The organism is Streptomyces sp. SudanB25_2051 (assembly GCF_964272635.1).
In the GTDB taxonomy this organism is placed as follows: Bacteria; Actinomycetota; Actinomycetes; order Streptomycetales; family Streptomycetaceae; genus Streptomyces.
In genome coordinates this window covers 845993-867183 of the sequence record NZ_OZ186787.1, presented here as the reverse complement: position 1 = coordinate 867183, position 21191 = coordinate 845993, and the positions used below count along the sequence as shown (strand labels likewise).

General features: G+C 73.9%; 19 protein-coding genes and 1 riboswitch. Of the genes, 14 read left to right on the top strand and 5 right to left on the bottom strand.

The features are described 5' to 3' along the window. The first annotated feature begins 88 nt into the window (after nucleotides 1-88). On the top strand, nucleotides 89-1387 hold the full coding sequence (locus ACSUPT_RS03780) for an ROK family transcriptional regulator (RefSeq protein WP_399219171.1): 1299 nt from the start codon (nucleotides 89-91) through the stop codon (nucleotides 1385-1387). Nucleotides 1388-1474: 87 nt separating this feature from the next. On the opposite strand, the gene ACSUPT_RS03775 is transcribed toward ACSUPT_RS03780, so the two are convergent. The 3 genes from ACSUPT_RS03775 to ACSUPT_RS03765 form a co-directional block, all read right to left on the bottom strand. Next, the gene (locus ACSUPT_RS03775) at nucleotides 1475-2227 is read right to left on the bottom strand and encodes an SDR family oxidoreductase (protein ID WP_351962937.1); all 753 of its coding nucleotides are present in this window, start codon (nucleotides 2225-2227) and stop codon (nucleotides 1475-1477) included. A gap of 31 nt (nucleotides 2228-2258) precedes the next feature. Beyond that, entirely contained in the window at nucleotides 2259-3179 is a 921-nt protein-coding gene (locus tag ACSUPT_RS03770) for an RNA polymerase sigma-70 factor (protein WP_351962936.1), read from the bottom strand. A 302-nt stretch (nucleotides 3180-3481) separates the two neighbouring features. Beyond that, nucleotides 3482-5818, bottom strand: coding sequence for a chitinase C-terminal domain-containing protein (locus ACSUPT_RS03765; RefSeq protein WP_436946166.1), 2337 nt, complete (start codon nucleotides 5816-5818; stop codon nucleotides 3482-3484). Nucleotides 5819-6130: 312 nt separating this feature from the next. Beyond that, nucleotides 6131-6261, top strand: a riboswitch (FMN riboswitch). Nucleotides 6262-6425: 164 nt separating this feature from the next. Between ACSUPT_RS03765 and ribD the strand changes: the two genes are divergently transcribed. The 10 genes from ribD (at nucleotide 6426) to ACSUPT_RS03715 (ending at nucleotide 15051) form a co-directional block, all read left to right on the top strand. Further along, entirely contained in the window at nucleotides 6426-7526 is a 1101-nt protein-coding gene (ribD, locus tag ACSUPT_RS03760; protein WP_351962935.1) for a bifunctional diaminohydroxyphosphoribosylaminopyrimidine deaminase/5-amino-6-(5-phosphoribosylamino)uracil reductase RibD, read from the top strand. Next, entirely contained in the window at nucleotides 7527-8129 is a 603-nt protein-coding gene (locus ACSUPT_RS03755) for a riboflavin synthase (protein ID WP_361661408.1), read from the top strand. Beyond that, nucleotides 8126-8776: a nicotinamide mononucleotide transporter family protein gene (locus ACSUPT_RS03750; protein ID WP_351962933.1), complete on the top strand. Its 651-nt coding sequence runs from the start codon at nucleotides 8126-8128 to the stop codon at nucleotides 8774-8776. Before ACSUPT_RS03755 ends, ACSUPT_RS03750 begins: the two co-directional genes overlap by 4 nt. Beyond that, nucleotides 8773-10146 (top strand): 3,4-dihydroxy-2-butanone-4-phosphate synthase, encoded by a 1374-nt coding sequence (gene ribB / locus ACSUPT_RS03745; protein ID WP_436943466.1) that lies wholly within the window; start codon nucleotides 8773-8775, stop codon nucleotides 10144-10146. Before ACSUPT_RS03750 ends, ribB begins: the two co-directional genes overlap by 4 nt. A gap of 91 nt (nucleotides 10147-10237) precedes the next feature. Next, entirely contained in the window at nucleotides 10238-10723 is a 486-nt protein-coding gene (ribH, locus tag ACSUPT_RS03740) for a 6,7-dimethyl-8-ribityllumazine synthase (RefSeq protein WP_351962931.1), read from the top strand. Nucleotides 10724-10758: 35 nt separating this feature from the next. Next, nucleotides 10759-11031, top strand: a complete 273-nt coding sequence (locus ACSUPT_RS03735) for a phosphoribosyl-ATP diphosphatase (protein WP_351962930.1) — start codon at nucleotides 10759-10761, stop codon at nucleotides 11029-11031. 52 nt (nucleotides 11032-11083) lie between these two features. Continuing rightward, entirely contained in the window at nucleotides 11084-11932 is an 849-nt protein-coding gene (gene hisG / locus ACSUPT_RS03730) for an ATP phosphoribosyltransferase (protein WP_351962929.1), read from the top strand. A gap of 22 nt (nucleotides 11933-11954) precedes the next feature. Continuing rightward, nucleotides 11955-12413 (top strand): PH domain-containing protein, encoded by a 459-nt coding sequence (locus tag ACSUPT_RS03725; protein ID WP_351962928.1) that lies wholly within the window; start codon nucleotides 11955-11957, stop codon nucleotides 12411-12413. Nucleotides 12414-12622: 209 nt separating this feature from the next. Continuing rightward, complete coding sequence (locus ACSUPT_RS03720) at nucleotides 12623-13954, top strand: hemolysin family protein (RefSeq protein ID WP_436943465.1); 1332 nt, start codon at nucleotides 12623-12625, stop codon at nucleotides 13952-13954. After that, nucleotides 13951-15051: a hemolysin family protein gene (locus ACSUPT_RS03715; RefSeq protein ID WP_361661394.1), complete on the top strand. Its 1101-nt coding sequence runs from the start codon at nucleotides 13951-13953 to the stop codon at nucleotides 15049-15051. The genes ACSUPT_RS03720 and ACSUPT_RS03715 overlap by 4 nt, the downstream gene beginning before the upstream one ends. 117 nt (nucleotides 15052-15168) lie before the next feature. On the opposite strand, the gene ACSUPT_RS03710 is transcribed toward ACSUPT_RS03715, so the two are convergent. Next, nucleotides 15169-17115 (bottom strand): AAA family ATPase, encoded by a 1947-nt coding sequence (locus tag ACSUPT_RS03710; protein WP_436943464.1) that lies wholly within the window; start codon nucleotides 17113-17115, stop codon nucleotides 15169-15171. A 407-nt stretch (nucleotides 17116-17522) separates the two neighbouring features. Beyond that, entirely contained in the window at nucleotides 17523-18173 is a 651-nt protein-coding gene (locus tag ACSUPT_RS03705; protein WP_351962924.1) for a uridine kinase family protein, read from the bottom strand. Between the two features lie 180 nt (nucleotides 18174-18353). Between ACSUPT_RS03705 and ACSUPT_RS03700 the strand changes: the two genes are divergently transcribed. From ACSUPT_RS03700 to ACSUPT_RS03690, 3 genes are all read left to right on the top strand, one after another. Further along, nucleotides 18354-19766: a peptidase C39 family protein gene (locus ACSUPT_RS03700; protein ID WP_436943463.1), complete on the top strand. Its 1413-nt coding sequence runs from the start codon at nucleotides 18354-18356 to the stop codon at nucleotides 19764-19766. A gap of 524 nt (nucleotides 19767-20290) precedes the next feature. Continuing rightward, nucleotides 20291-20707: a subtilase-type protease inhibitor gene (locus tag ACSUPT_RS03695; protein ID WP_361661388.1), complete on the top strand. Its 417-nt coding sequence runs from the start codon at nucleotides 20291-20293 to the stop codon at nucleotides 20705-20707. A 199-nt stretch (nucleotides 20708-20906) separates the two neighbouring features. Beyond that, nucleotides 20907-21053, top strand: coding sequence for an SCO1431 family membrane protein (locus tag ACSUPT_RS03690; protein ID WP_351962921.1), 147 nt, complete (start codon nucleotides 20907-20909; stop codon nucleotides 21051-21053). The last annotated feature ends 138 nt before the right edge of the window (nucleotides 21054-21191 follow it).

Genomic DNA, 21191 nt, shown 5'->3' with positions numbered 1-21191 from the left:
TCCTCAAGCGCTCGGGGTACACCGGGCGCCTGCCGCGCGTAAATTATCAGGAACCCTGCCTGAAAGTAAGATCTGAAAGGATCGCGGCATGCCCTCCGCCCCCGCGTCCCCCAGCACCGCGCGTGCGATCAACGACCGGCTCGCCCTGCGACTGCTCCAGGAACAGGGCCCCCTGACGGCGAGCCGGCTGAAGGAGCTCACGGGCCTGTCGCGACCCACGGTCGCCGACCTGGTCGAGCGGCTCCAAGGCGCGGGCCTGGTCCGGGTGGTGGGGGAGTCGGGCGCCGAGCGGCGCGGCCCGAACGCCAAGCTGTACGGGATCGCCGCCGACCGGGCCCACCTGGCGGCCCTCGACGTCCGGCTCCGCGGCGTGACCGTCACCGTCACCGACCTGCTGGGGGCCCCGCTCGCCGAGGCGTCCGCGCCCATCGGCGGCGACATGGACACGGGCCCGGCGGTCGAGCGGGCCGCCGCGCTGCTGGAGCGCACCGTGCGCGAGTCCGGCGCGACCCGCCCGCACACGGTCGGCGTCGGCGCGCCCGGCCTGATCGACCCGGCCACGGGCGCCCTGCGCGACTCGGCCGGGCTGCCGGACTGGCACCGCCGGCTGGTCACCGTCCTGCGGGAGCGGACGGCCGCCACCGTCCTGGTGGAGAACGAGACCAACCTCGCGGCCATGGCGGAGCTGCGCGAGGGCGCGGCCCGCGACCGCGACACCTTCGTGCTGCTGTGGCTCGGGCACGGTGTCGGCGCGGCCGTCGTCCTGGACGGCGCGGTGCGGCGCGGCGCGTCGGGCGGCGCGGGCGAGATCGGCTTCCTGCCCGTGCCCGGCACGGGCGCGCTGCCCTCGGCCGGGGACTGCTCGGGGGGCTTCCACTCGCTGGCCGGTTCGGCGGCCGTACGGGCGCTGGCCGCGCGGTACGGGATCGAGGCCGCGGGCAGCGACACGGAGGGCGAACCGGCCGGCGCCTCGGCCGTACGCGCGGCCCTGGACGGCCTGGCCGGGCACGGGCCCGGTCCGGCGGACAGCCCCGGGCCCGGTGCGGCGGACGGCCCCGGGCCCGGTGCGGAGGACGGTCGCGGGCCCGGTGCGGAGGCGGCCGGCGCGTTCCTGGACGCCCTGGCGGAGCGCGTCGCCCTGGGCGCGGCCGCCGTGTGCGCCGTACTGGACCCGGGCTGCGTCGTGCTCGGCGGCGAACTCGGCCACGCGGGCGGGGCCGCCCTGGCCGCCCGCGTCGAGCAGCGCCTCGCGCCCCTGTCGCCGCTGCGCACCGAGGTCCGGGCGAGCGACCTGGGCGGGGCGGCGGTGCTGCGGGGCGCCCTCCTCACCGCGCGCGACGCCGCCCAGGACGCCCTGTTCGGCACCCCGCCCGCACCGCACGGCTGACGGCCTCGCGGGCGCGGAGGTTGCTGCGCTCCCGCGCGCCCCGGCGCCGACGGCCCTTCCCGCCGGGCCCGCGGGACGCGGCGGCGGCTACGCGCCCACGCGCCCCGAGAAGCGCCGCGCCAAGTGGTCCTCGAAGGTGCCCGTGCCCACCGCCCGCCCCGGCGCCAGATGACCGCCCTCGTGGTACGCCCGGTAGGCGCGGCCCCACAGCCGCACCGGGACCACCCGGCGCCGCCGCCCCGCCGCCCGCAGATACGCCCGCGCCAGGTCCTCCAGCGTCCGCACCTCGGGCCCGCCCATGTCCGGTACGCGCCCCGCGGGCCCGGCGAGGGCCAGTTCCGCCAGCCGCTCGGCCACCTCCCGCACCTCCACGGGCTGGTCCGGGACGCCCGCCGGGACGGGGAGCACCGGCAGCCGGGCGGCGCCCTCCAGCAGGCGCACCACCAGGTCGTGGAACTGCGTCGTCCGCAGGATCGTCCAGCCGAGGCCCGAGTGCTCCACCAGGCGCTCCACGGCCAGCTTCGTCCGGTAGTAGCCGAGCGGCACCCGGTCCACGCCCACGATGGAGATGTACACCAGATGGGTGACCCCGGCGCGCCCGGCCGCGTCGATCAGCCGGCGCGCGGCCCGCTCGTCGCCGCCGGTCGGCGTGGTGGCGCAGTGCACCACCGTGGTGGCGCCCGCCAGCGCCGCGTCCAGGCCCTTGCCGTCGCGCAGGTCCACCGCGTACGGCGTGGAGTGGCGGCTCACCACCCGCACCTCGCGGCCCGCCGCGCGCAGCCGCTCCGTGACGTGCCGCCCCAGGGTTCCCGTACCGCCCGTCACCACGATCGCGCCCATGGCCCCGCTGTCCTTCCGTCGTCGGTGTCCGTCACCGGTATGAACCGGCGGAATCCCCGGAATGTGACAGGCGGCGCTCCAGGACGGCGAGCTTCTCCGGGTTGAGCAGGTTGTGCACGACCGCGATGGCCCCGTCGCGCACCACGAACGACGCCACGGCGGCGAGCGTGGAGCCCGACCAGCCCAGCAGTGCGGGCGCGCCGTTGAGCTCGGCCCACTCCATGCGCAGCGCGTTCACGTCGCCCTTCAGCAGGCCGCCCAGGAACCGCACCACCTTGTCCCGGCCCTCGATGGGCCGCCGCGCCGACGACACGACGCCGCCGCCGTCGCTGATCCACACCACGTCGGCGGCGAGCGTCCGCTCCAGGGCGGCGAGGTCGCCCTCGCGCGCCGCCGCGACGAACGACTCGACCAGCTCCCGGTGGCGCCGCTCGTCCCGCTCGGTGAACCGGGTCTCGGCGGCGGCCACCCGCGCGGCGGCCCGGCGGTGCAGCTGGCGGCTGTTGGCCTCGCTGACGTCCAGGACGCCGGCGATCTCGCGGTGGCTGTACGCGAACGCCTCCCGGAGCACGTACACGGCCCGCTCGGTCGGGGTCAGCCGCTCCAGGAGCACCAGCAGCGCCATCGACACGGCGTCGCGCCGCTCGGCCGCCTCGGTGGGGCCGAGCACGGCGTCCTCGGTGACGACCGGTTCGGGCAGCCAGGGGCCGGGGTACCGCTCGCGTCGGGCGCGGGCGGAGGTGAGCCGGTTCAGGCACAGGTTGGTGACGACCTTCGCCAGCCACGCCGCCGGCTGCCCGATGTGCTCCCGGTCGGCGCCGCTCCAGCGGAGGTAGGCGTCCTGCACCGCGTCCTCGGCCTCGGCGGCGGAGCCGAGCATCCGGTACGCGAGGCCGAACATGCGCGGGCGGTGCGTCTCGAACTCTTCTGCGGTCTGGGACTCGGCGCTCACGGTCCCAGCCTGCCACGCGTGCTGCGGGGCCCGGCGCACGGTCCCGGCCCGGCCTCCCACGCACGCTCCGGGACCCGGCCTCCCACGCACGCTCCGGGACCCGGCCGCCCGCGGTCCGGGGCCCGGAGCGCCGTCCCGGACCGCCGTGCGCCATGAGGAGACCCGGTGGCGGGCAAGGGCCATATCTCACCGCCACCGGGTCTCCGTCCTTGTTCCCGGGGTCCCGGGCGTCAATCGCCCGGGACCCCGCCGTGCCCGGCCGGACCGTCAGGCGTCGGCCGCCCGGGGTCCGGCCGCGCGTGTCAGCAGGCGCCGAGGTCCTGCCAGACGCCCCACTCGCCGGTGGTGCCGGGCTCCTCGCCCTGCGTCCACCACTTCGCCCTCCAGCTGCGGGACTTGTGCGAGACGGTGGTGCCGCCGCCGTACGCGGCCGTGGCGTTCCACGCCGGCGCGGTGCAGGCGCCGGGGGTCGGCGTGGGGCTCGGCGTCGGGCCCGTCGGGTCCGGCGACGGACCCGTGCCCGTACCGGGCTCCACGACGGTGGTGCCGCGGGCGAGGTCGCCGACGAGCGCGTACGTCGTGCCCGCGATGTTCACCGTCCAGTTCGACGGGGTCGACACCGGCAGGTAGTAGTTGAAGGACAGGTCCACCGAGGCGCCCGGCGCGAGCGTCTGCCACGCGGGCAGCTTCAGCGAGACGCGGTGGAAGTCGCCCTTCAGCCCGCCCACGTTGTTGCCGGTGTGGTCGCTGCTGATCACCTTGGTGCCGAAGCCGGACTGGTCCGAGGCGTTGCCGGGCGCGGAGGTGGCGTAGTCGAACTGGAACTCCGTGCCGCCCGGGAGGGTCGTCTTCGTGTTGTTGGTGATCTTCACCTTGGGCGTGATCGGGTAGTTGGAGTCGCCGAGCTTGAACTCCCCGAACTGCACACCGATGTTGACGGCCTTGGTGGGCAGGGCCTTGTTGGAGACCTTCGCGCCGTACGGAGCGGCCGCCTTGAACTTGTCGTACATCAGCGAGGTCAGCGTCGAGCCGGGCTCGTACTGGCCCTTCGCGGCGTTCCAGGCGTAGTCGCCGGCCAGCTCCCAGACCATCGTGCCGCCGATGCCCTTGTCGACCACGTAGTCGGCCTTGCGGGCGACCGACTGCTCGTCCTCGGTGGAGAGGAAGACCTTCTTCTCGGCGTTCCACAGCCACGGCGCGACCAGCGTGGAGTCGTACTTGCGGGCGTAGGTGCCGGTCAGTCTGGTGTCGGCGGGGAAGCCGTACTTGGTGACGTAGTCGCCGACGACGCCCTTCTCCAGGTTCTTGGCGTGCCACATCGGGTTGGAGCCCGCCGGGGACTCCTTGCCGTTGTCGTCCTTGTCGTGCCACAGGTTGTCGATGCCGACCGCGCCGTCACCGCACTTGGTGAGCCCGGAGCCGGCCGGACAGGTGGCCGCGGCCGCCCTGCCCCACAGGCCGTCGGTGCCGCCCTGCACGTTCTTGAAGCCGCGCGTGTAGTAGGGCAGTCCGATGTTGATGCGCCCGGCGGGCATGGAGCCGCGGAAGTAGTGGTACGCCCAGTCGGTGTTGAGGTAGCCGATGCCGCCGTACTGCTGGCTGCCGTACACGTTGGCCGCGGCCAGCTCGGCGTCCTTGCCGTCGTCGAACAGCGAGGCGTTCGGGCCGACGTACTCGTTCCAGGCGCCGTGCAGGTCGTACGACATGATGTTGACGTAGTCGAGGTACTTCTGCTGCTGGTAGGTCTCCATGCCGCGCAGCAGGTAGCCCGACGAGGGGGCGGCGACGGTCAGCAGGTAGTGCCTGCCGTCGGCGGCGCCGGCCCGGTCGAGCTTCTCGCGCAGGGTCTTCATCAGCACCGAGTAGCCCTGGACGAGGCCGGCGCGGCGGGCGTTGGCGATCGGCCAGTCGAGCGGGTTGCCGGCGTCCTTCATCGTCGTCGGGTACTCGTAGTCGATGTCGACGCCGTTGAAGCCGTACTTCCGGATGAAGTCGACCGCCGAGTCGGCGAACGTGTCGATGCCCGCGTGGTTGACGGAGCCGTCGGCGTTGGTGGCCATCGAGTAGAAGCCGCCGGACGCCACGCGCTTGCCGCTGTCGTCGAAGTAGCCGCCCGTCTCCGCCCAGCCGCCGACCGAGATCAGCGTCTTGACGTCCGGGTGCTGCTTCTTGAACTTGTTGAGCAGGTTGAAGTGGCCCTTGTAGGGCAGGGCCGGGTCCATCTCGGCGCCCGGCACGCCCGGCCAGGTCATGCCGGTCGCGGGGTTGTTCGGCCCGTCGGTGCCGACGGAGATCTTGTGGCCCGCGCCGACGTGCGCGAAGGCGTAGTTGATGTGGGTGACCTTGTCCCAGGGGATGTTCGAGGCCAGGTAGGCGGGCGTGCCGTCCTTGCCGGTGCGCCAGCCGGTGAAGTAGCCGATGACGCGGCGCTGGTGGTCGGCGCCCATCTTCTCGCGGCCCTCGGAGTCGTACACCGAGCAGTAGGGGACGTCGACGCCGGGCGTCTTGTACAGGCCGTCGGGGCGGCAGGATTCGTGGTCGGAGGCGTACGAGACGCCGCCGGAGAGCGAGCTGAGCAGCAGTCCGGCGACGGCGGCGCCGGATGCGAGCAGCGAGGCTCTCGCACGGGGGGATGACAGCACGGTCGGCTCCTCCTGGGGAGTCGGGCTTCACACAACGTGCGGCTTCTGGCAGGGGGTTGGGGTCGTGCCGGGCCCGGGTGTGCGCACACCGGAGGGCCGTCTCCGCGGAGAGGTGACGCAGACATTAAGAGGACTAGACCACAGCGTCAATAGGTCTGGACCAATCTGGTACGCGCCCGCGTGCCCGGCCGCGCCCCCCGCGGGCGGCCCGGTGCGCGGGCGGTGACCCGCCCCGCGCTGTGAGTCACTCCACAGGGCCTCACCCGGATGGCCGCGCGAAGCCGTGGCACACTGGGCCTGTATCAGCAGCAGCGCACTCCGGGGTCGGTGCAATTCCGAACCGGCGGTTACAGTCCGCGACCCGGCCGCATCCAGTGGCCGGTTGACCAGGTGAAATTCCTGGACCGACGGTGAAAGTCCGGATGGGAGGCAGTGCGCGGCGGGCGACCCCTCAGGGGCGCGCCGTCGTCTGCCGGCGACCGGGCACACCCGGAACGCCGGCCGGCGCCATGGCGGCGTATCCCCGGTGAGGTGTCGTTCCGCTTTCGCTCCTGTCGTCATCGACAGGCCCCGGAGTCCGTGCCCGACGAGGCAGGAGGACCCGGTGGCCACAGCGGCCGACACGACCGCCATGCGCCGAGCCATCGCACTCGCCGCCCGCGGACTCGGCTACACCAGCCCCAACCCGGTCGTCGGGTGCGTCGTCCTCGACGCCTCCGGCCACGAGGTCGGCGCCGGGTACCACGAGCGCGCCGGCGGCCCCCACGCCGAGGTGCACGCCCTGCGCCAGGCCGGCGTCCTCGCCCGCGGCGGCACCGCGTACGTCACCCTCGAACCCTGCAACCACACCGGCCGCACCGGCCCCTGCGCGCAGGCCCTCATCGAGGCCGGCGTCACCCGGGTGGTCTACGCCGTCGCCGACCCGAACCCGCAGGCGAGCGGCGGCGCCGACACGCTGCGCGCGGCCGGCGTCCGGGTCGAGGGCGGCCTCCTCGCCGACGAGGCCGAGGCCGGCAACGCCGCCTGGCTCACCTCCGTGCGCCTCGGCCGCCCCCATGTCCGCTGGAAGTACGCCGCCACCCTCGACGGCCGGGTCGCCGCCGCCGACGGCACCAGCCGCTGGATCACCTCGCCCGAGGCCCGCGCGGACGTCCACCGGCTCCGTGCCGAGGCGGACGCCGTCGTCGTCGGCTCGGGCACCGCCCGCGCCGACGACCCGCACCTGGCCGTACGGGGCGTGGACGGCGCCCGCCAGCCCCTGCGCGTCGTCGTGGACACCGAGGCCACCGCCGTCAAGCCGGGCGCCCGCGTCCTGGACGACGCCGCGCCCACGCTGATCGCCGTCGCCGAGGACGCCGCGGCCGGCCACCTCGACACCGCCGAGGTCGTCCGCCTGCCCCGGGCGGCCGGCGGACGGGGCCTGGCCGTACCGGCCCTGCTGGCCGCCCTGCACGAGCGCGGCGTGCGCTCCGTACTCCTCGAAGGCGGCCCCACCCTCGCGGGCGCCTTCGCCGCCGAGGGCGCCGTCGACGAGGTCGTCGGCTACCTCGCCCCCGTCCTCCTCGGCGCCGGCCCCGCCGCGCTCGGCGACGCCGGGATCACCACCATCGCCGACGCCCTGCGGCTCACCGTCACCGACACCGTCCGCGTCGGCCCCGACCTGCGCGTCACCGCCCGCCCCCTCCCCACCACCAAGGAGACGTGAGTGTTCACCGGAATCGTCGAAGAACTGGGCGAGGTCACCGCCGTGGAGAACCTCGGCGACGCCTCCCGCTTCCGCCTGCGCGGCCCCGTGGTCACGCGAGGCGCGAAGCACGGCGACTCGATCGCCGTCAACGGCGTCTGCCTCACGGTCGTGGAGCACGAGGGCGACGAGTTCACCGCCGACGTCATGGCCGAGACCCTCAAGCGCTCCAGCCTCGGCGCGCTCACCGTCGGATCCCGCGTCAACCTGGAGCGGCCCATGGTCGCCGACGGCCGCTTCGGCGGGCACATCGTCCAGGGCCACGTCGACGGCACCGGCACCATCGTCGAGCGCACCCCGTCCGAGAACTGGGAGATCGTCAGGATCTCCCTCCCGGCCGGACTCGCCCGCTACGTGGTCGAGAAGGGCTCCATCACCGTCGACGGCGTCAGCCTCACCGTCGTGGAGGCGGGCGCGGACGACTTCACCGTCAGCCTCATCCCCACCACGCTCGCCCTCACCACGCTCGGCCACAAGCAGCCCGGCGACCCCGTCAACCTCGAGGTCGACGTCATCGCCAAGTACGTCGAGCGTCTCCTCGGCACCCGGGAGGCCACCCGATGAACGCCCTGTCCTGGCTGGGCGGAGAGGCGTTCACCGCCTTCGGCCAGCGCATCATCTGGTCCGACCTGATCGGCAACACGATCGGCCTGGCCGCCCTCGCCCTCGGCTGGCGCCGTTCCATCCTCACCTGGCCCGCCCAGCTGCTGTCCGGCCTGATCCTGGTCGCCGCCTACGCCTCCGCCCAGCTCAGCGGGGGCGTCGGCAAGCAGCTGCTGGTCATCGCCGTCGCCGCGTGGGGCTGGCGCCAGTGGCACCTGGGCCGCGGCCAGGCCCAGGACGGCTCCATCGCCGTCCGCTTCGCCACCTGGAAGGAGCGCGGCCTCCTCCTGGCCGGCGCCGTCCTCGGCACCCTCGCCGTCGGCGGGCTGTTCACCCTGTACCCGTCGCTGTCGTGGAGCCCGTGGGCCGACGCGTACATCTTCGTCGGCACGCTCGTGGCGATGGTCGCCCAGGCGCGCGGCATGGTCGAGTTCTGGTTCGCCTGGCTCCTCGTGGACATCGTCGGCGTCCCGCTCGCCTTCAGCAGCGGCCTGGCCTTCTCCGGGCTGGTCTACGTCATCTACTTCGCCCTCGTCCTGTGGGGTATGCGCGACTGGTGGCTGCGCACGCGCACCCCGGCCCAGGCCCTGGAAGGAGCCCCGGCATGACCACCGCACCCGAGCTGCCCCTGTGGGACGCCGCCGACCTCGCCCTCGACCCCGTCGAGCAGGCCATCCGCGACATCGCCGCGGGCCGGCCCGTCGTGGTCGTGGACGACGAGGACCGGGAGAACGAGGGCGATCTGGTCGTCGCCGCCGAGAAGGCCACGCCCGAGATCGTCGCCTTCATGATGAGCGAGTGCCGCGGCCTGATCTGCGCCCCCATGGAGGGCGAGGAACTGGACCGGCTCGGCCTGCCGCAGATGGTCGAGGACAACACCGAGTCGATGAAGACCGCCTTCACGGTCTCCGTCGACGCGGCCCCCGCCCACGGTGTCACCACCGGCATCTCCGCCGCCGACCGCGCCACCACCCTCCAGCTCCTGGCGAGCGGCACCGCCGAGCCGTCGGACCTCGTCCGCCCCGGCCACGTCTTCCCGCTGCGCGCCAGGCCCGGCGGCGTCCTCGCCCGCGACGGCCACACCGAGGCGGCCGTGGACCTCGCCCGCCTCGCGGGCCTGCGCCCGGCCGGCGCCATCGTGGAGATCGCCGGCGAGGACGGGGTGATGCTGCGCCTGCCCGAGCTGGTGCCCTTCGCCCGCAAGCACGGACTGACGATCATCTCCATCGAGGACCTGATCGCCTACCGCCGCGGCACCGCCCCGGCCACGGACTCCGGGACCGCGAGCGCGCCCGCGACCGGGCTCGCCCCCGTCCCGGCCGCCGCCCCGGCCCCGGCCGCCGCACCCGACGTCCGCCGGGAGGCCGAGGTGCGGCTCCCGACCGCGCACGGCGACTTCACCGCGTACGGCTACCGCTCCACCGCCGACGGCGTCGAACACGTCGCGCTCGTCCACGGCGACCTCGGCGACGGCGAGGACGTCCTCGTCCGCGTCCACTCCGAGTGCCTGACCGGCGACGTCTTCCACTCCCTGCGCTGCGACTGCGGCCCCCAGCTGCACGCCGCCATGGACCGCATCACCGAGGCCGGGCGGGGAGTCGTCGTCTATCTGCGCGGCCACGAGGGCCGGGGCATCGGCCTGGTGTCCAAGCTCCGCGCGTACGAGCTCCAGGAGCGCGGCCGCGACACCCTCGACGCCAACCTGGAGCTCGGCCTGCCCGCCGACGCCCGCGACTACGCCGCGGGCGCCCGGATGCTCGCCGACCTGGGCGTCCGCAGCCTCCGGCTGATGACCAACAACCCGGAGAAGACCGCCGCCCTCGCGCGTCACGGCCTCGCCGTCACCGGCCGGGAGCCCATGCCCGTCCAGGCCGGCGAGCACAACGTCCGCTATCTGCGCACCAAGCGCGACCGCATGGGCCACGACCTGCCGTGGCTGGACGGCCACGCGGACATGTCCCCCTGCGTCACCCAGTAGCACCACCCCGTACGATCCCGCACCACCGAGCAGCACAGGCACCACCCGGAACAACGGCACCACCCGGCACACACACCATCCGAGGAGAAACGTGAGCGGCAAGGGCGCACCCGAACTGACCGTCAAGAACTGCGGCGACCTCCGCGTCGCCGTCATCGCCGCCCAGTGGCACGAGAAGGTCATGGACGGCCTCGTCGACGGCGCCCTGCGCGCCCTGCACGAGCTGGGCATCGACGAGCCCACCCTGCTGCGCGTCCCCGGCAGCTTCGAGCTGCCCGTCGTCGCCAAGGTCCTCGCGGGCCGCGGCTACGACGCCGTCGTCGCCCTCGGCGTCGTCATCCGCGGCGGCACCCCCCACTTCGACTACGTGTGCCAGGGCGTCACCCAGGGCCTCGTCCAGGTCTCCGTCGACACCGGCGTCCCCGTCGGCTTCGGCGTCCTCACCTGCGACACCGAGGAGCAGGCCCTCGACCGCGCCGGGCTGGAGGGCTCGAACGAGGACAAGGGTCACGAAGCGGTCACGGCCGCCGTCTCGACCGCCATGACGCTGCGCACCGTCAGCGAACCCTGGCGCTGAGCACGCCCCCCGGACCCCGTACTCTGGAGGGCATCATGGCGAACAAAACCTTCGAAGACCTCTTCGCCGAGCTCCAGCTCAAGGCAAAGACCGGCGACCCGGCCACCTCCCGCACCGCCGAGCTGGTGGACAAGGGCGTCCATGCCATCGGCAAGAAGATCGTCGAGGAGGCCGCCGAAGTGTGGATGGCCGCCGAGTACGAGGGCGAGGAAGCCGCCGCCGAGGAGATCTCGCAGCTGCTGTACCACGTCCAGGTGATGATGGTCGCGCGCGGGATCTCCCTCGACGACGTCTACGCCCACCTCTGATCCGCCCCGAGCACCCCGCACGACCCCCATACGAGCAAAGGAAGCACGCCCCATGCTGCGCATCGCCGTCCCCAACAAGGGTTCACTGTCCGGACCTGCGTCGGCGATGCTCCATGAGGCCGGCTACAAGCAGCGCAAGGAGTCCAAGGAGCTCGTCCTGGTCGACCCGGACAACGAGGTGGAGTTCTTCTACCTCCGCCCCCGGGACATCGCCATCTACGTCAGCTCCGGCAAGCTCGACATCGGCATCACCGGCCGCGACCTGCTGCTGGACTCCGGCGCCAACGCCGAGGAGATCCTGGAGCTCGGCTTCGCCCGCTCCACCTTCCGCTACGCCACGCGCCCCGGCACCGCCTCCGGCCCGGCCGACTTCCACGGCATGACGATCGCCACCTCCTACGAGGGCATCGTCGCCAAGCACCTCGCCGACCAGGGCATCGACGCCTCCGTCGTCCACCTCGACGGCGCCGTCGAGACCGCCATCCAGCTCGGCGTCGCCCAGGTCATCGCCGACGTCGTGGAGACCGGCACCTCCCTGCGCAACGCCGGCCTGGAGGTCATCGGCGAGCCGATCCTCACCTCCGAGGCCGTCGTCGTCCGCCGCACCGGCGCCCCCGCCGACGACCCCGAGGTCCTGCGCTTCCTCCGCCGCCTGCAGGGCGTCCTGGTCGCCCGCAGCTACGTGATGATGGACTACGACTGCCGCGCCGAGCACCTGGAGCAGGCCGTCGCCCTCACGCCCGGCCTGGAGTCCCCGACCATCTCCCCGCTGCACAACGAGGGCTGGGTCGCCGTCCGCGCGATGGTCCCCGCCAAGGACGCCCAGCGCATCATGGACGACCTGTACGCCCTCGGCGCCCGGGCCATCCTCACCACCGAGATCCACGCCTGCCGCCTCTGAGCCGGAAGCCGAACGCCCTGCCATGTCCGACGCGCCCAGCGAAGCCCCCGCCCTCCCCGTGACCTTCCGGCCGCGGCGCACCCGCGCCGTGCTGCTCACCACGGGGGCGGCGATGTTCCTCGTCATCACCGCGGTCGCCCTGATACTGGAACGCCTCCATCCGGGCGAGCGGATGAGCTTCGTCCTCACGGCCGCGCTCTTCTACGGGGTGCTCATCCTGCTGAGCCGCCCCAAGGTCGTGGCCGACGAGGACGGCGTCACCGTCGTCAACCTCACCCGCACCCGCCGTCTGGCCTGGCCGGAGATCCTCCGCGTCAACCTCCGCGTCGGCGACCCGTGGGTGTTCCTCGACCTCAGCGACGGCACCAGCCTGCCCGCCCTCGGCATCCAGCCCGGCATCGGCAAGGCGCAGGCCATCCGCGACGCGCGCGCCCTGCGCGCCCTCGCCGAGACCCGCGGCACCGGCGCCGAGCAGCGCTGACACTCCTCCGTACGGCCCGCGCCCCCCTGCCGGGGCCGGGCCTGCGTGATTACTCTTGTCGCGGCGGCGCCCGGTGCGCCCCGCCCCGCACCGACGGCAGCGACCGGGCCGGCGGGGCACCTGCGACCCGAGGAGTGATTCCCTCCGGCAATGGACGGACCGTCCTGTAGTACCCACGCCGCCCCCCGCACATCCGAGGAGGCGGCGGCATGACCCTCTCCCTCCTCCTGCTCGCCGCGGCCTTCCTCCTGATCCTCGCGAACGGCTTCTTCGTCGCCGCCGAGTTCGGCCTGGTGACCGTCGAACGCGCCGACGCCGAACGCGCCGCGGCCACCGGCGACCGGCGCGCCCGCACGGTCGTCAAGGCGCTGCGCGAGCTGTCCTTCCAGCTCTCCGGCACCCAGCTCGGCATCACCCTGACCTCCCTCGTCGTCGGCATGCTCGCGCAGCCCGCGCTGGCCCGGCTGCTCAGCGGCCCGCTCACCGCGACCGGACTGCCCGAAGGGGCCGTGTCCGCCACCGCCGTGGGCGTCGGCATGCTCGCCGCCTCCGCCCTCCAGATGGTCGTCGGCGAACTCGTCCCGAAGAACTGGGCGGTGTCCCGGCCGCTCCAGGTCGCCCGGTTCGTCGCCGGCCCGCAGTACGCGTTCGCCGCGGTCTTCCGGCCGGTCATCGCCCTGCTCAACGCGGTCGCCAACCGGCTCGTCCGGCTCATGGGCGTGGAGCCCACCGAGGAGCTGGCCTCCGCCCGCACCCCCGGCGAACTGGTCGCCCTGGCACGGCACTCGGCCCGCGCCGGCGCCCTCGAACAGGACACCGCCGACCTCTTCGTACGGACCCTGTCCCTCGGCGGGCTCACCGCGCAGCATGTGATGACGCCCCGCGTGAAGGTCTGCGCCCTGCGCACCGACGCGACCGCCGCCGACGTCCTCAACCTCACCCGGGCGACGGGCCTGTCCCGCTTCCCCGTCTACCGCGAGCGCATCGACGAGATCGTCGGAATGGTCCACCTCAAGGACGCGCTCGCCGTGCCCGCGCCCGCCCGGCTGCGCACCCCCGTCGGCCGGATCGCCGTACCGCCGCTCCTCGTCCCGGAGACACTGCCCGCGCAGACCCTCCTGGAGCGGCTCCGCAGCGAGCAGCCCATCGCCGTCGTCGTGGACGAGTACGGCGGCACGGCCGGGGTCGTCACCCTGGAGGACATCGTGGAGGAGCTGGTCGGCGAGGTCCGCGACGAGCACGACACCCACACCGGCGACGAGCCGGAACTCGCCGCGGTCGCCCCCGAGGACGGCCGGCCCGCCTGGGAGGCGGACGGCAGCTGCCGGGTCCACGAACTGAAGCGGATAGGACTGGAGGTACCCGAGGGCCCGTACGAGACGGTCGCCGGGCTCGTCGCGGACCTGCTGGGCCGCATCCCGGCCCCCGGCGACCGCGCCGAACTGCCCGGCTGGCGCCTCCTGGTCCGCCAGGTGGACCGCTACCGCGCCGGACGCGTCCGGCTGGTCCGCACCGCCGATGTGGCGGAGGCCGCCCGGTGAGCGCCCTGCAACTCCTCTTCGCGGCGCTGCTGGTGATCGGGAACGGCTTCTTCGTGGGCGCCGAGTTCGCCCTCGTCTCCGTCCGCCGCAGCCAGATCGAGCAGATCGGCACCAAACGCGCCCGCACGGTCCTGTACGGGCTGGAGAACCTGCCGCAGATGATGGCCGCCGCCCAGTTCGGCATCACGGTCTGCTCGCTCACCCTCGGCGCGGTCGCCGAGCCGACCGTCGCGCGGCTGCTGGAGCCGGTGTTCCACGCCGTCCGCCTCCCCGAGGGGCTCGTCCACCCGCTCGGGTACGTCATCGCGCTCGCCGTGGTCGTCTTCCTGCACCTGGTGGTGGGGGAGATGGTCCCGAAGAACCTGGCGATGGCCGCGCCCGAGCGGACCGCGCTGTGGCTCAGCCCCGCCCTGGTCGGCTTCGCCCGGCTGTGCCGCCCGGTCACCGCGGCGTTCGGCGCCTGCTCCGCCGCCGTGCTGCGGGCCTTCGGGGTGGAGCCGAAGGACGAGGTGGAGGCCGTCTTCACCAGCGAGCAGCTCAACCGCCTGGTCGAGGACGCCGGACAGGCCGGGCTGCTCGACCCGGCCGAGCGGGAGCGCCTGGAGGACGCCCTGGAGCTGGGCACCCGCCCCGTACGGGAGGTGATGATCCCGCACGCGGCCGTGGTGACCGTGCCGCCGTCGGTGACGCCCGCCCGGCTGGAGGCCCTGACGGTGCGCACCGGGTACTCGCGGTTCCCCGTCCGGGCGGACGGCGGCGGCGCGTACCTCGGCTTCCTGCACGTCAAGGACGTCCTGGACCTGGAGGACGCGGACCGGGCCGTGCCGCAGCACGTGTGGCGGCCCATGACCACGCTGCGGGCCGAACTGCCGCTGGACGACGCACTGGCCGTGATGCGCCGCGCGGCGGCCCATCTGGCGCAGGTCGCGGACGCCTCGGGCCGGGTGCTCGGCCTGGTCGCGCTGGAGGACGTCCTGGAGATGCTGGTGGGGGAGGTGCGGGACCCGGCGCACCGCGTACCCGACCAGGCGCCCGCGCATCCGCGCCCGGCCACGCGCCCGCGCCCGGCACCGGAGGCGGACGCCCTTCCCGCGTGAGGCGGCGCCCGGCCCACCGGTGTGACGGCACTCGCCCCACCGGAGGGGCGGGCGTCCCGGCGTGCGGTCCGGGGTCGTGCCGGCGTGGGGTCCGGGGCCGTGCCGGCGGCCGGCCGGTCAGTACGCCGGCGGGGGGTCCTGCGGGCCCCGGCCGCCCGGCCCGCGGCCCGACAGGACCTCCCCGTACGCCTGCATCAGGTCCGGCAGCCGCAGCGTCGCCAGGTCCTCGCGCGTCGGCGTGCCCGCGTACCCGGAGAGCCGCAGGTCCCGGTAGGCGCAGGACTTCTCGTACAGCGTCCGCAGGAACCGGCCGTTGCCCAGCTCGTCGATCCAGCCCTGCTCCACGACGTGGCCGCTGATGGAGCGCAGCTCGTCCAGCGCCTCGTCGTCCCACGTGTCGCCGTTGGCCGCCGCCAGCACCTTGCCGATCTCGGTGAGCTCCTGCGGCCGGTACGACGGGAAGTCGACCCGCGTGGTGAAGCGGGACGACAGCCCCGGATTGGCGGCGAGCAGCCGGTCCATGCCCTCCGGGTAGCCGGCGAGGATCACCACCAGGTGGTCGCGGTTGTCCTCGGCGCGCTTCAGCAGCACCTGGAGGGCCTCGTCGCCGTACGCGTCGCCCTTGCTGTAGCCCGAGTTCGACAGCGAGTACGCCTCGTCCACGAACAGCACGCCGCCGAGCGCCGAGTCGATCAGCTCGTTGGCCTTCACCGCCGTCTGGCCCAGGAACTCCCCGACGAGGTCGGCGCGCTGGGCCTCCACGAGATGGTCGCCGCCGAGCAGCCCCAGGGCGTAGAACACCCGGCCGAGAATGCGGGCGACGGTGGTCTTCCCGGTGCCGGACGGCCCGGAGAAGACGAAGTGCCGCTTCGGCGGCTGCACGGGAAGCCCCTGGCCGGCCCTTAACCGGGCCATCTCCAGCTGCGCGGACAACGCCTTGACCTGCCGTTTCACCGGGTCCAGGCCGACCATCCGCTCCAGCTCCGCCAGCGCCTGGGCCAGCAGCGCCGGGTCGGTCGGGCTCGCCGGGAAGGGCGGCGCCACCACACGCCCCGCCGCGGCCCCGGCCGCCTTCTCCCGCGCCCCGCCCGGCGGTACGGGCTGCGCGGGCGGCGCCCCGGGCACCGGGCCGCCCCGGCCGGTGCCGGGCCCGGCCTGCTGCGGGATGCCGGGGGCGGGCGTGTCCGGCTCGGGCCCCGGGTCCAGCAGGTCCGCGCCCGGCCCGCCGTCCGCCCCGCCCCCGATGCCCGCGCCGCCCGCCAGCGACACGGCGGCGAGCCCGGCCGTCTCCTCCGGGGTGCCGTCGAAGCCGTCGTACTCGGCGATCGCCGCGAGCCGCGCGGCCGTGTCCATGAACGCCGGGTCCACCCGGTGCACCGCCCGGTACAGCGGCAGCGCGGCGGCGGTGCGGCCGGTGCCCTCGTGCGCCCGCGCCAGCCAGTAGCGCAGCTCCTTGCGCTGCGGCTGCTCGCTGCGGCACCGCATCAGCGCCGCCGACAGCAGCGGCTCCGCCTGCCCGTACATCTCCAGGCGCACCCGCGCCATGCCGCCGAACAGCCCCGCCTCGATGCCCAGCAGCGGGTCGTCGACCAGCGGCTCGGTGTGGCGCACCAGCTGGTCCCAGTCCTTGACCAGGTACGCCCGGCAGGCGTGCAGGAACCGCACCTGCGGATCGGCGTCCACGGGCGGCAGCCCCGCGAGCGCCCGGTCGAGCTCCGGGACGTGCCGGCCGTCCAGCCAGTGGGAGGCGTGGGCCAGCAGCAGATCGCGCGGGCTCTCCAGTACCGGCTGCACCCACCAGCCGAGCCAGTACCAGGAGTTGAGCGTCCTGCGGTGGCGGCGCCGCTGCTCGCCGAACCGGTCGCGGTGGTGGTACATGCGCAGCAGCGCGGTCGTCGTGTCCACGCGCAGGGCGTGCAGCCCGAGCCAGGCGTCGGCCATGCCGGGATCGATCCGTACGGCGGCGCGGAACTCCTCCTCGGCCTGGGGATACGCGCCCATCGTGTAGGCGTCGACCCCGCGCAGCCAGGCGAGCTCGGCCGGAGCCTGCGTGCCGATGTCCATCGGGTCCCCCCACAACACGTGTCCCCGGAGCCGTCCGGCCGGGCGGGCGCCCACCGGGGCCTTCCGAACCGCCTTCTCGTGGACGGGTTTTGACCGCACCGGGGGCATCGTACCCGCGGGCGGGGGGCGGAACTAAGGGCGCGACCAGCGCTCGGGGGGCGTTCACGGGCGCGCTCACGACGGTGACCGAGGGTGAGCGTCGAGCCGCCGCGCATGGGCGCCGAGCGGGTGTGGAGGGCAGAACGAAGCCCCCGATCACGGGGGAACAACCGGGGGCTTCGCGTCTGCGGCGACTTGCTAAAAGCCGCACATGGGAAACGTAAGACCTGTACGGCCCCTCGGTCAAGCGAAGTTGAGGCAGTCCGGGCGACTGATTTACGACACTTTCGGCAGGGCCCCGAGCATGGTCACTCTGCGTCACGAACCGGCTTCGAATCGACGGCCGGAAGCCGCCTCGGCAGCCACAGATGGCCCCCGTGGCACTCACGTATCAGGAAGTCCGCGAAGGGCAGGGAAGGGTCCCGGGCGAAATGGCGGGTCTCCGCCACTGTCCATCCGTCCCAGAAGGCGGACTGCTCCGGCCCGTCCCGACGGCGGCCGCGCCGCCAGGAGTCCTCGGGAGCCCGCTCCATCCACAGCAGCCCCGCCAGAGAGGGCCGCAGCGCCCGACGCCCGGCGCCCACCCCCTCGACCAGCACCACATCCGCCGCGGGCAGCCGCCGCGCCGGCCCGAACCGGCGCGCGGTCCAGTCGTACGGGCGGTACCGCGCCGCCTCGCCGCGGGCGAACGGGTCGAGTACCTGCTCCCGCAGCCGGTCCGTCCAGGCGAACAGCTCCTCGTGCGTGGCGATGTCGTCGAGGTGGAGGACGGGCGCTCCGCCGAGGGCGTCGGCGAGCCGCGCGGCGAACGTCGACTTGCCCGATCCGGCGTGCCCGTCGACCGCGACCAGCCGCACCGGCCCGCAGGACGGCGGCAGGGCGCGCAGCAGACCGGCGAGCGCCCCGAGGTCGGTGCCGCCGCCCCGCGCGGGACCGCGGGCGGGCTCGGTGGAGGACATGCCGCCACCCTACGACGCGGCGGTCTCCGTCCCCCGGGGGGCGGCTGCTCGGGGGACCCGGCCGCGGATTGCCTGGCGGATGCGGGGTTCCCCGGCGATAGTGGGCCCGCCGACCCGTGCCGAGCGATCACCCGTGTCCGGACGGGCCGGACCCGACACCCGAACAGGGGGAACGCCCGTATGCCCGAACCCACCTCGCGCAGGACCGTGCTCGCCGCCGCCCTGGCCACGGCGTCCGCCGCGACCGTCGCGGCCCCCGCCGCGACGGCGGCGACCGCCCCGCACCCCGCTCCCGGCGCGGCCGCGCCCGGCACGGCCGACAGCGCCGCCGCCCGGCCGGAAACGGGCGGCGGCGCGGCCGGGGCGATGGTCGACAACCGCTTCTGGACCACCTGCGCCGACTGGCGCTCCGGCACCGCCGACGGGGTGCGCGTCGTGCCGGGTCCCCGCCCCGGCATCGTCTTCGGCACCGCCGCGGGCCGGGCCGCCTACACCGACCCGCACACCGGCACCGCCGCCACCTGGGAGTACGCCACCTGGACCTCCCCGCGCCACACGACGCCCGCCCCCGCGACCGAGCTGATCGCCTCCTGGAACGCCGACACGCCCACCGGGACGTGGATCACCGTCGAGCTGTCGGCCGGCTACCCCGACGGCACCGACTCGCCCTGGTACGTGATGGCCCGCTGGGCGGCCGGCGACGGCGACATCCGCCGCACCACGGCCGACGGCCAGGGCGACGACCGGACCAGCGTCTGGACCGACACCGTCGCGGTCGACGACCCCGCGAACGGACCGCGCCCCACCTCGTACCGGCTCCGCGTCACCCTCCACCGCGCGCCGGGCGGCGACCGCACCCCCACCGTATGGCGGGTGGGCGCCATGGCCTCCGCCGTACCCGACCGGTTCACCGTCCCGGCCGCCGAGCACCGCGTCACCCGCGAGCTGATCGTCCCGCGCTATTCGCAGAACACCCACATCGGCCAGTACCCCGAGTACGACAACGGCGGCGAGGCCTGGTGCAGCCCCACCTCCTCGCAGATGATCATCGAGTACTGGGGCCGCCGCCCCACCGCCCGGCAGCTGGCCTGGGTGAACCCCGAGTACGCCGACCCGCAGGTCTGCCACGCCGCCCGCCACACGTACGACTTCCAGTACCAGGGCTGCGGCAACTGGCCCTTCAACGCCGCCTACGCCGCCACCTACGACGACATGAACGCCGTCGTGACCCGGCTGCGCTCGCTCACCGACCTGGAGGCGCTCATCGCGGAGGGCATCCCCGCGATCACCTCCCAGTCGTTCGTGGAGGGCGAGCTGGCCGGCGCCGGCTACGGCACCGCCGGCCATCTGATGACGGTGATCGGCTTCACCGCCGAAGGCGATGTGATCGCCAACGACCCGGCGTCCCCGACCAACCAGGCCGTCCGCCGTGTCTACCGGCGCCGCGAGTGGGAGAACATCTGGCTGCGGACGAAGAGGTACGACGCCAACGGCAAGGTCAGAGGCGGTACGGGCGGGGTCTGCTACCTCTACTGGCCGCTCGCGGCGACACCCGGACAGCAGCGCGTGCTGCGGTCGCTCGGCCTGATGTGAGCATCTGCGGCCCCCGGCCGTCTCCATCGACCCGGCGGCCATGACTCGGCCTCGCGGCACACGGGCTCGGGCGAGATGACGGAGCCCGTGGCCCGCCTCGGACACCGGAAGGCGGCACCCCTGCCGGGGGCCGCCTTCCGGCGCGCACGGCCGTGTGGCCGGTATTCGCCGCCGCCGCCCCCGACGAACTTCCCGGCGACTCCAGGTGGCGTCCGCGTGGCTACCGAGTGTCGTCGCCGAGAACCCGGAATGGGTCGATGTCCCGGATAACGTTCACTTCGGGTCGATTATCGAACGCTGAGTTCACGCCATCTTTCGCGCTCAATCGATCACGACCTGCCTCTTTTCGGGCTTGAAATGTAAAGACTGCGTGATTTTTTGCCATTCATAGGGCATGCCGGGTTGCCGAAAAGCATGTGGTCGTGGTGTGCGCAGGCGGTGCGCTCGGCAGACTCGCGCTCGCCGTTCCGACACGACCTGCCGGTGCGGCGAAACCCTCGAATCGAAGCGTAAGGACGCACATCATGCGGAACATCGCGCGCTGGGCAACGGCTCTGGGACTGGCGGCCACCGCCGTGCTCGGACCCCTCACCGGAGCCGCCACCGCGGCCCCCGAGGCCTCGTCCCTGGTCATGACCGCCACGTACACAGGCGCCCTCTCTCCCGACGGCACCGCCCCGCAGGTGCGCCAGGCCACCCTGACCTGCTCGCCCACCGTCTCCGGCACCCACCCGGACGCCAAGTCGGCCTGCACCGAACTGCGCCGCGTGAACGGCGACTTCGACGCCCTGCAGCCCACTCCGGGCGTGATGTGCCCGATGTACTACGACCCCGTCGTCGTGACCGTCAGCGGCGTCTGGGAGGGCCGGAGCGTCTCGTATGAGCGCACCTTCGGCAACCAGTGCGTGAAGAACACCTACGGCAGCGTCTTCGCGTTCTGACAGCACACCGCAGGGAGGGGTGGACGCGGCTCGGCCGCCCCTCCCGGACGGGGACCCGCCGGGGCATCCCTGGCGCCCGGCGGCTCCCCGGGGCCGCCGGCAGCGTGAGGAACGTCTCTCCCCATGACGGGTTTGCCGCTGGCACTGTGGAGGGGCACGGGGGGAACCGCCACAGCCGTACGACACACAGCGAGATGCCATGACCGCGAACGCAGCCGCCGCCCCCCTCGTCCGCGCCCGCACCGGAGGCCCCAAGGACGACGGGCCCAATCCGCTCGAGCACGCCCTCGGCTGGGTCCTCGTCGTCGTCATCGCCATGTTCGTCACCCAGGCCGGCCTTCTCTGATCTTCCCCGGCACCTCCCCGCCGGGATGTGAACGAGCGTTATCGAAGGGTGTCTTTCCGCTGGTGACGGGAGCCATCCGATCGGGCATACTCGTGCCGCCACAGCCGCTGAACTGCCGTTTCCGTGATCCGGGACGGC

Excerpts from the sequence above, each read along its gene's own strand:
- ACSUPT_RS03725 (WP_351962928.1), top strand. The coding sequence starts at position 11,955 with ATGTCCGACGCGCCCAGCGAAGCCCCCGCCCTCCCCGTGACCTTCCGG.
- ACSUPT_RS03695 (WP_361661388.1), top strand. The coding sequence starts at position 20,291 with ATGCGGAACATCGCGCGCTGGGCAACGGCTCTGGGACTGGCGGCCACC.
- ACSUPT_RS03700 (WP_436943463.1), top strand. The coding sequence starts at position 18,354 with ATGCCCGAACCCACCTCGCGCAGGACCGTGCTCGCCGCCGCCCTGGCC.
- ACSUPT_RS03690 (WP_351962921.1), top strand. The coding sequence starts at position 20,907 with ATGACCGCGAACGCAGCCGCCGCCCCCCTCGTCCGCGCCCGCACCGGA.
- ACSUPT_RS03775 (WP_351962937.1), bottom strand. The coding sequence starts at position 2,227 with ATGGGCGCGATCGTGGTGACGGGCGGTACGGGAACCCTGGGGCGGCAC.
- ACSUPT_RS03735 (WP_351962930.1), top strand. The coding sequence starts at position 10,759 with ATGGCGAACAAAACCTTCGAAGACCTCTTCGCCGAGCTCCAGCTCAAG.
- ACSUPT_RS03720 (WP_436943465.1), top strand. The coding sequence starts at position 12,623 with ATGACCCTCTCCCTCCTCCTGCTCGCCGCGGCCTTCCTCCTGATCCTC.
- ACSUPT_RS03705 (WP_351962924.1), bottom strand. The coding sequence starts at position 18,173 with ATGTCCTCCACCGAGCCCGCCCGCGGTCCCGCGCGGGGCGGCGGCACC.
- hisG (WP_351962929.1), top strand. The coding sequence starts at position 11,084 with ATGCTGCGCATCGCCGTCCCCAACAAGGGTTCACTGTCCGGACCTGCG.
- ACSUPT_RS03710 (WP_436943464.1), bottom strand. The coding sequence starts at position 17,115 with ATGGACATCGGCACGCAGGCTCCGGCCGAGCTCGCCTGGCTGCGCGGG.
- ribB (WP_436943466.1), top strand. The coding sequence starts at position 8,773 with ATGACCACCGCACCCGAGCTGCCCCTGTGGGACGCCGCCGACCTCGCC.
- ACSUPT_RS03750 (WP_351962933.1), top strand. The coding sequence starts at position 8,126 with ATGAACGCCCTGTCCTGGCTGGGCGGAGAGGCGTTCACCGCCTTCGGC.
- ACSUPT_RS03780 (WP_399219171.1), top strand. The coding sequence starts at position 89 with ATGCCCTCCGCCCCCGCGTCCCCCAGCACCGCGCGTGCGATCAACGAC.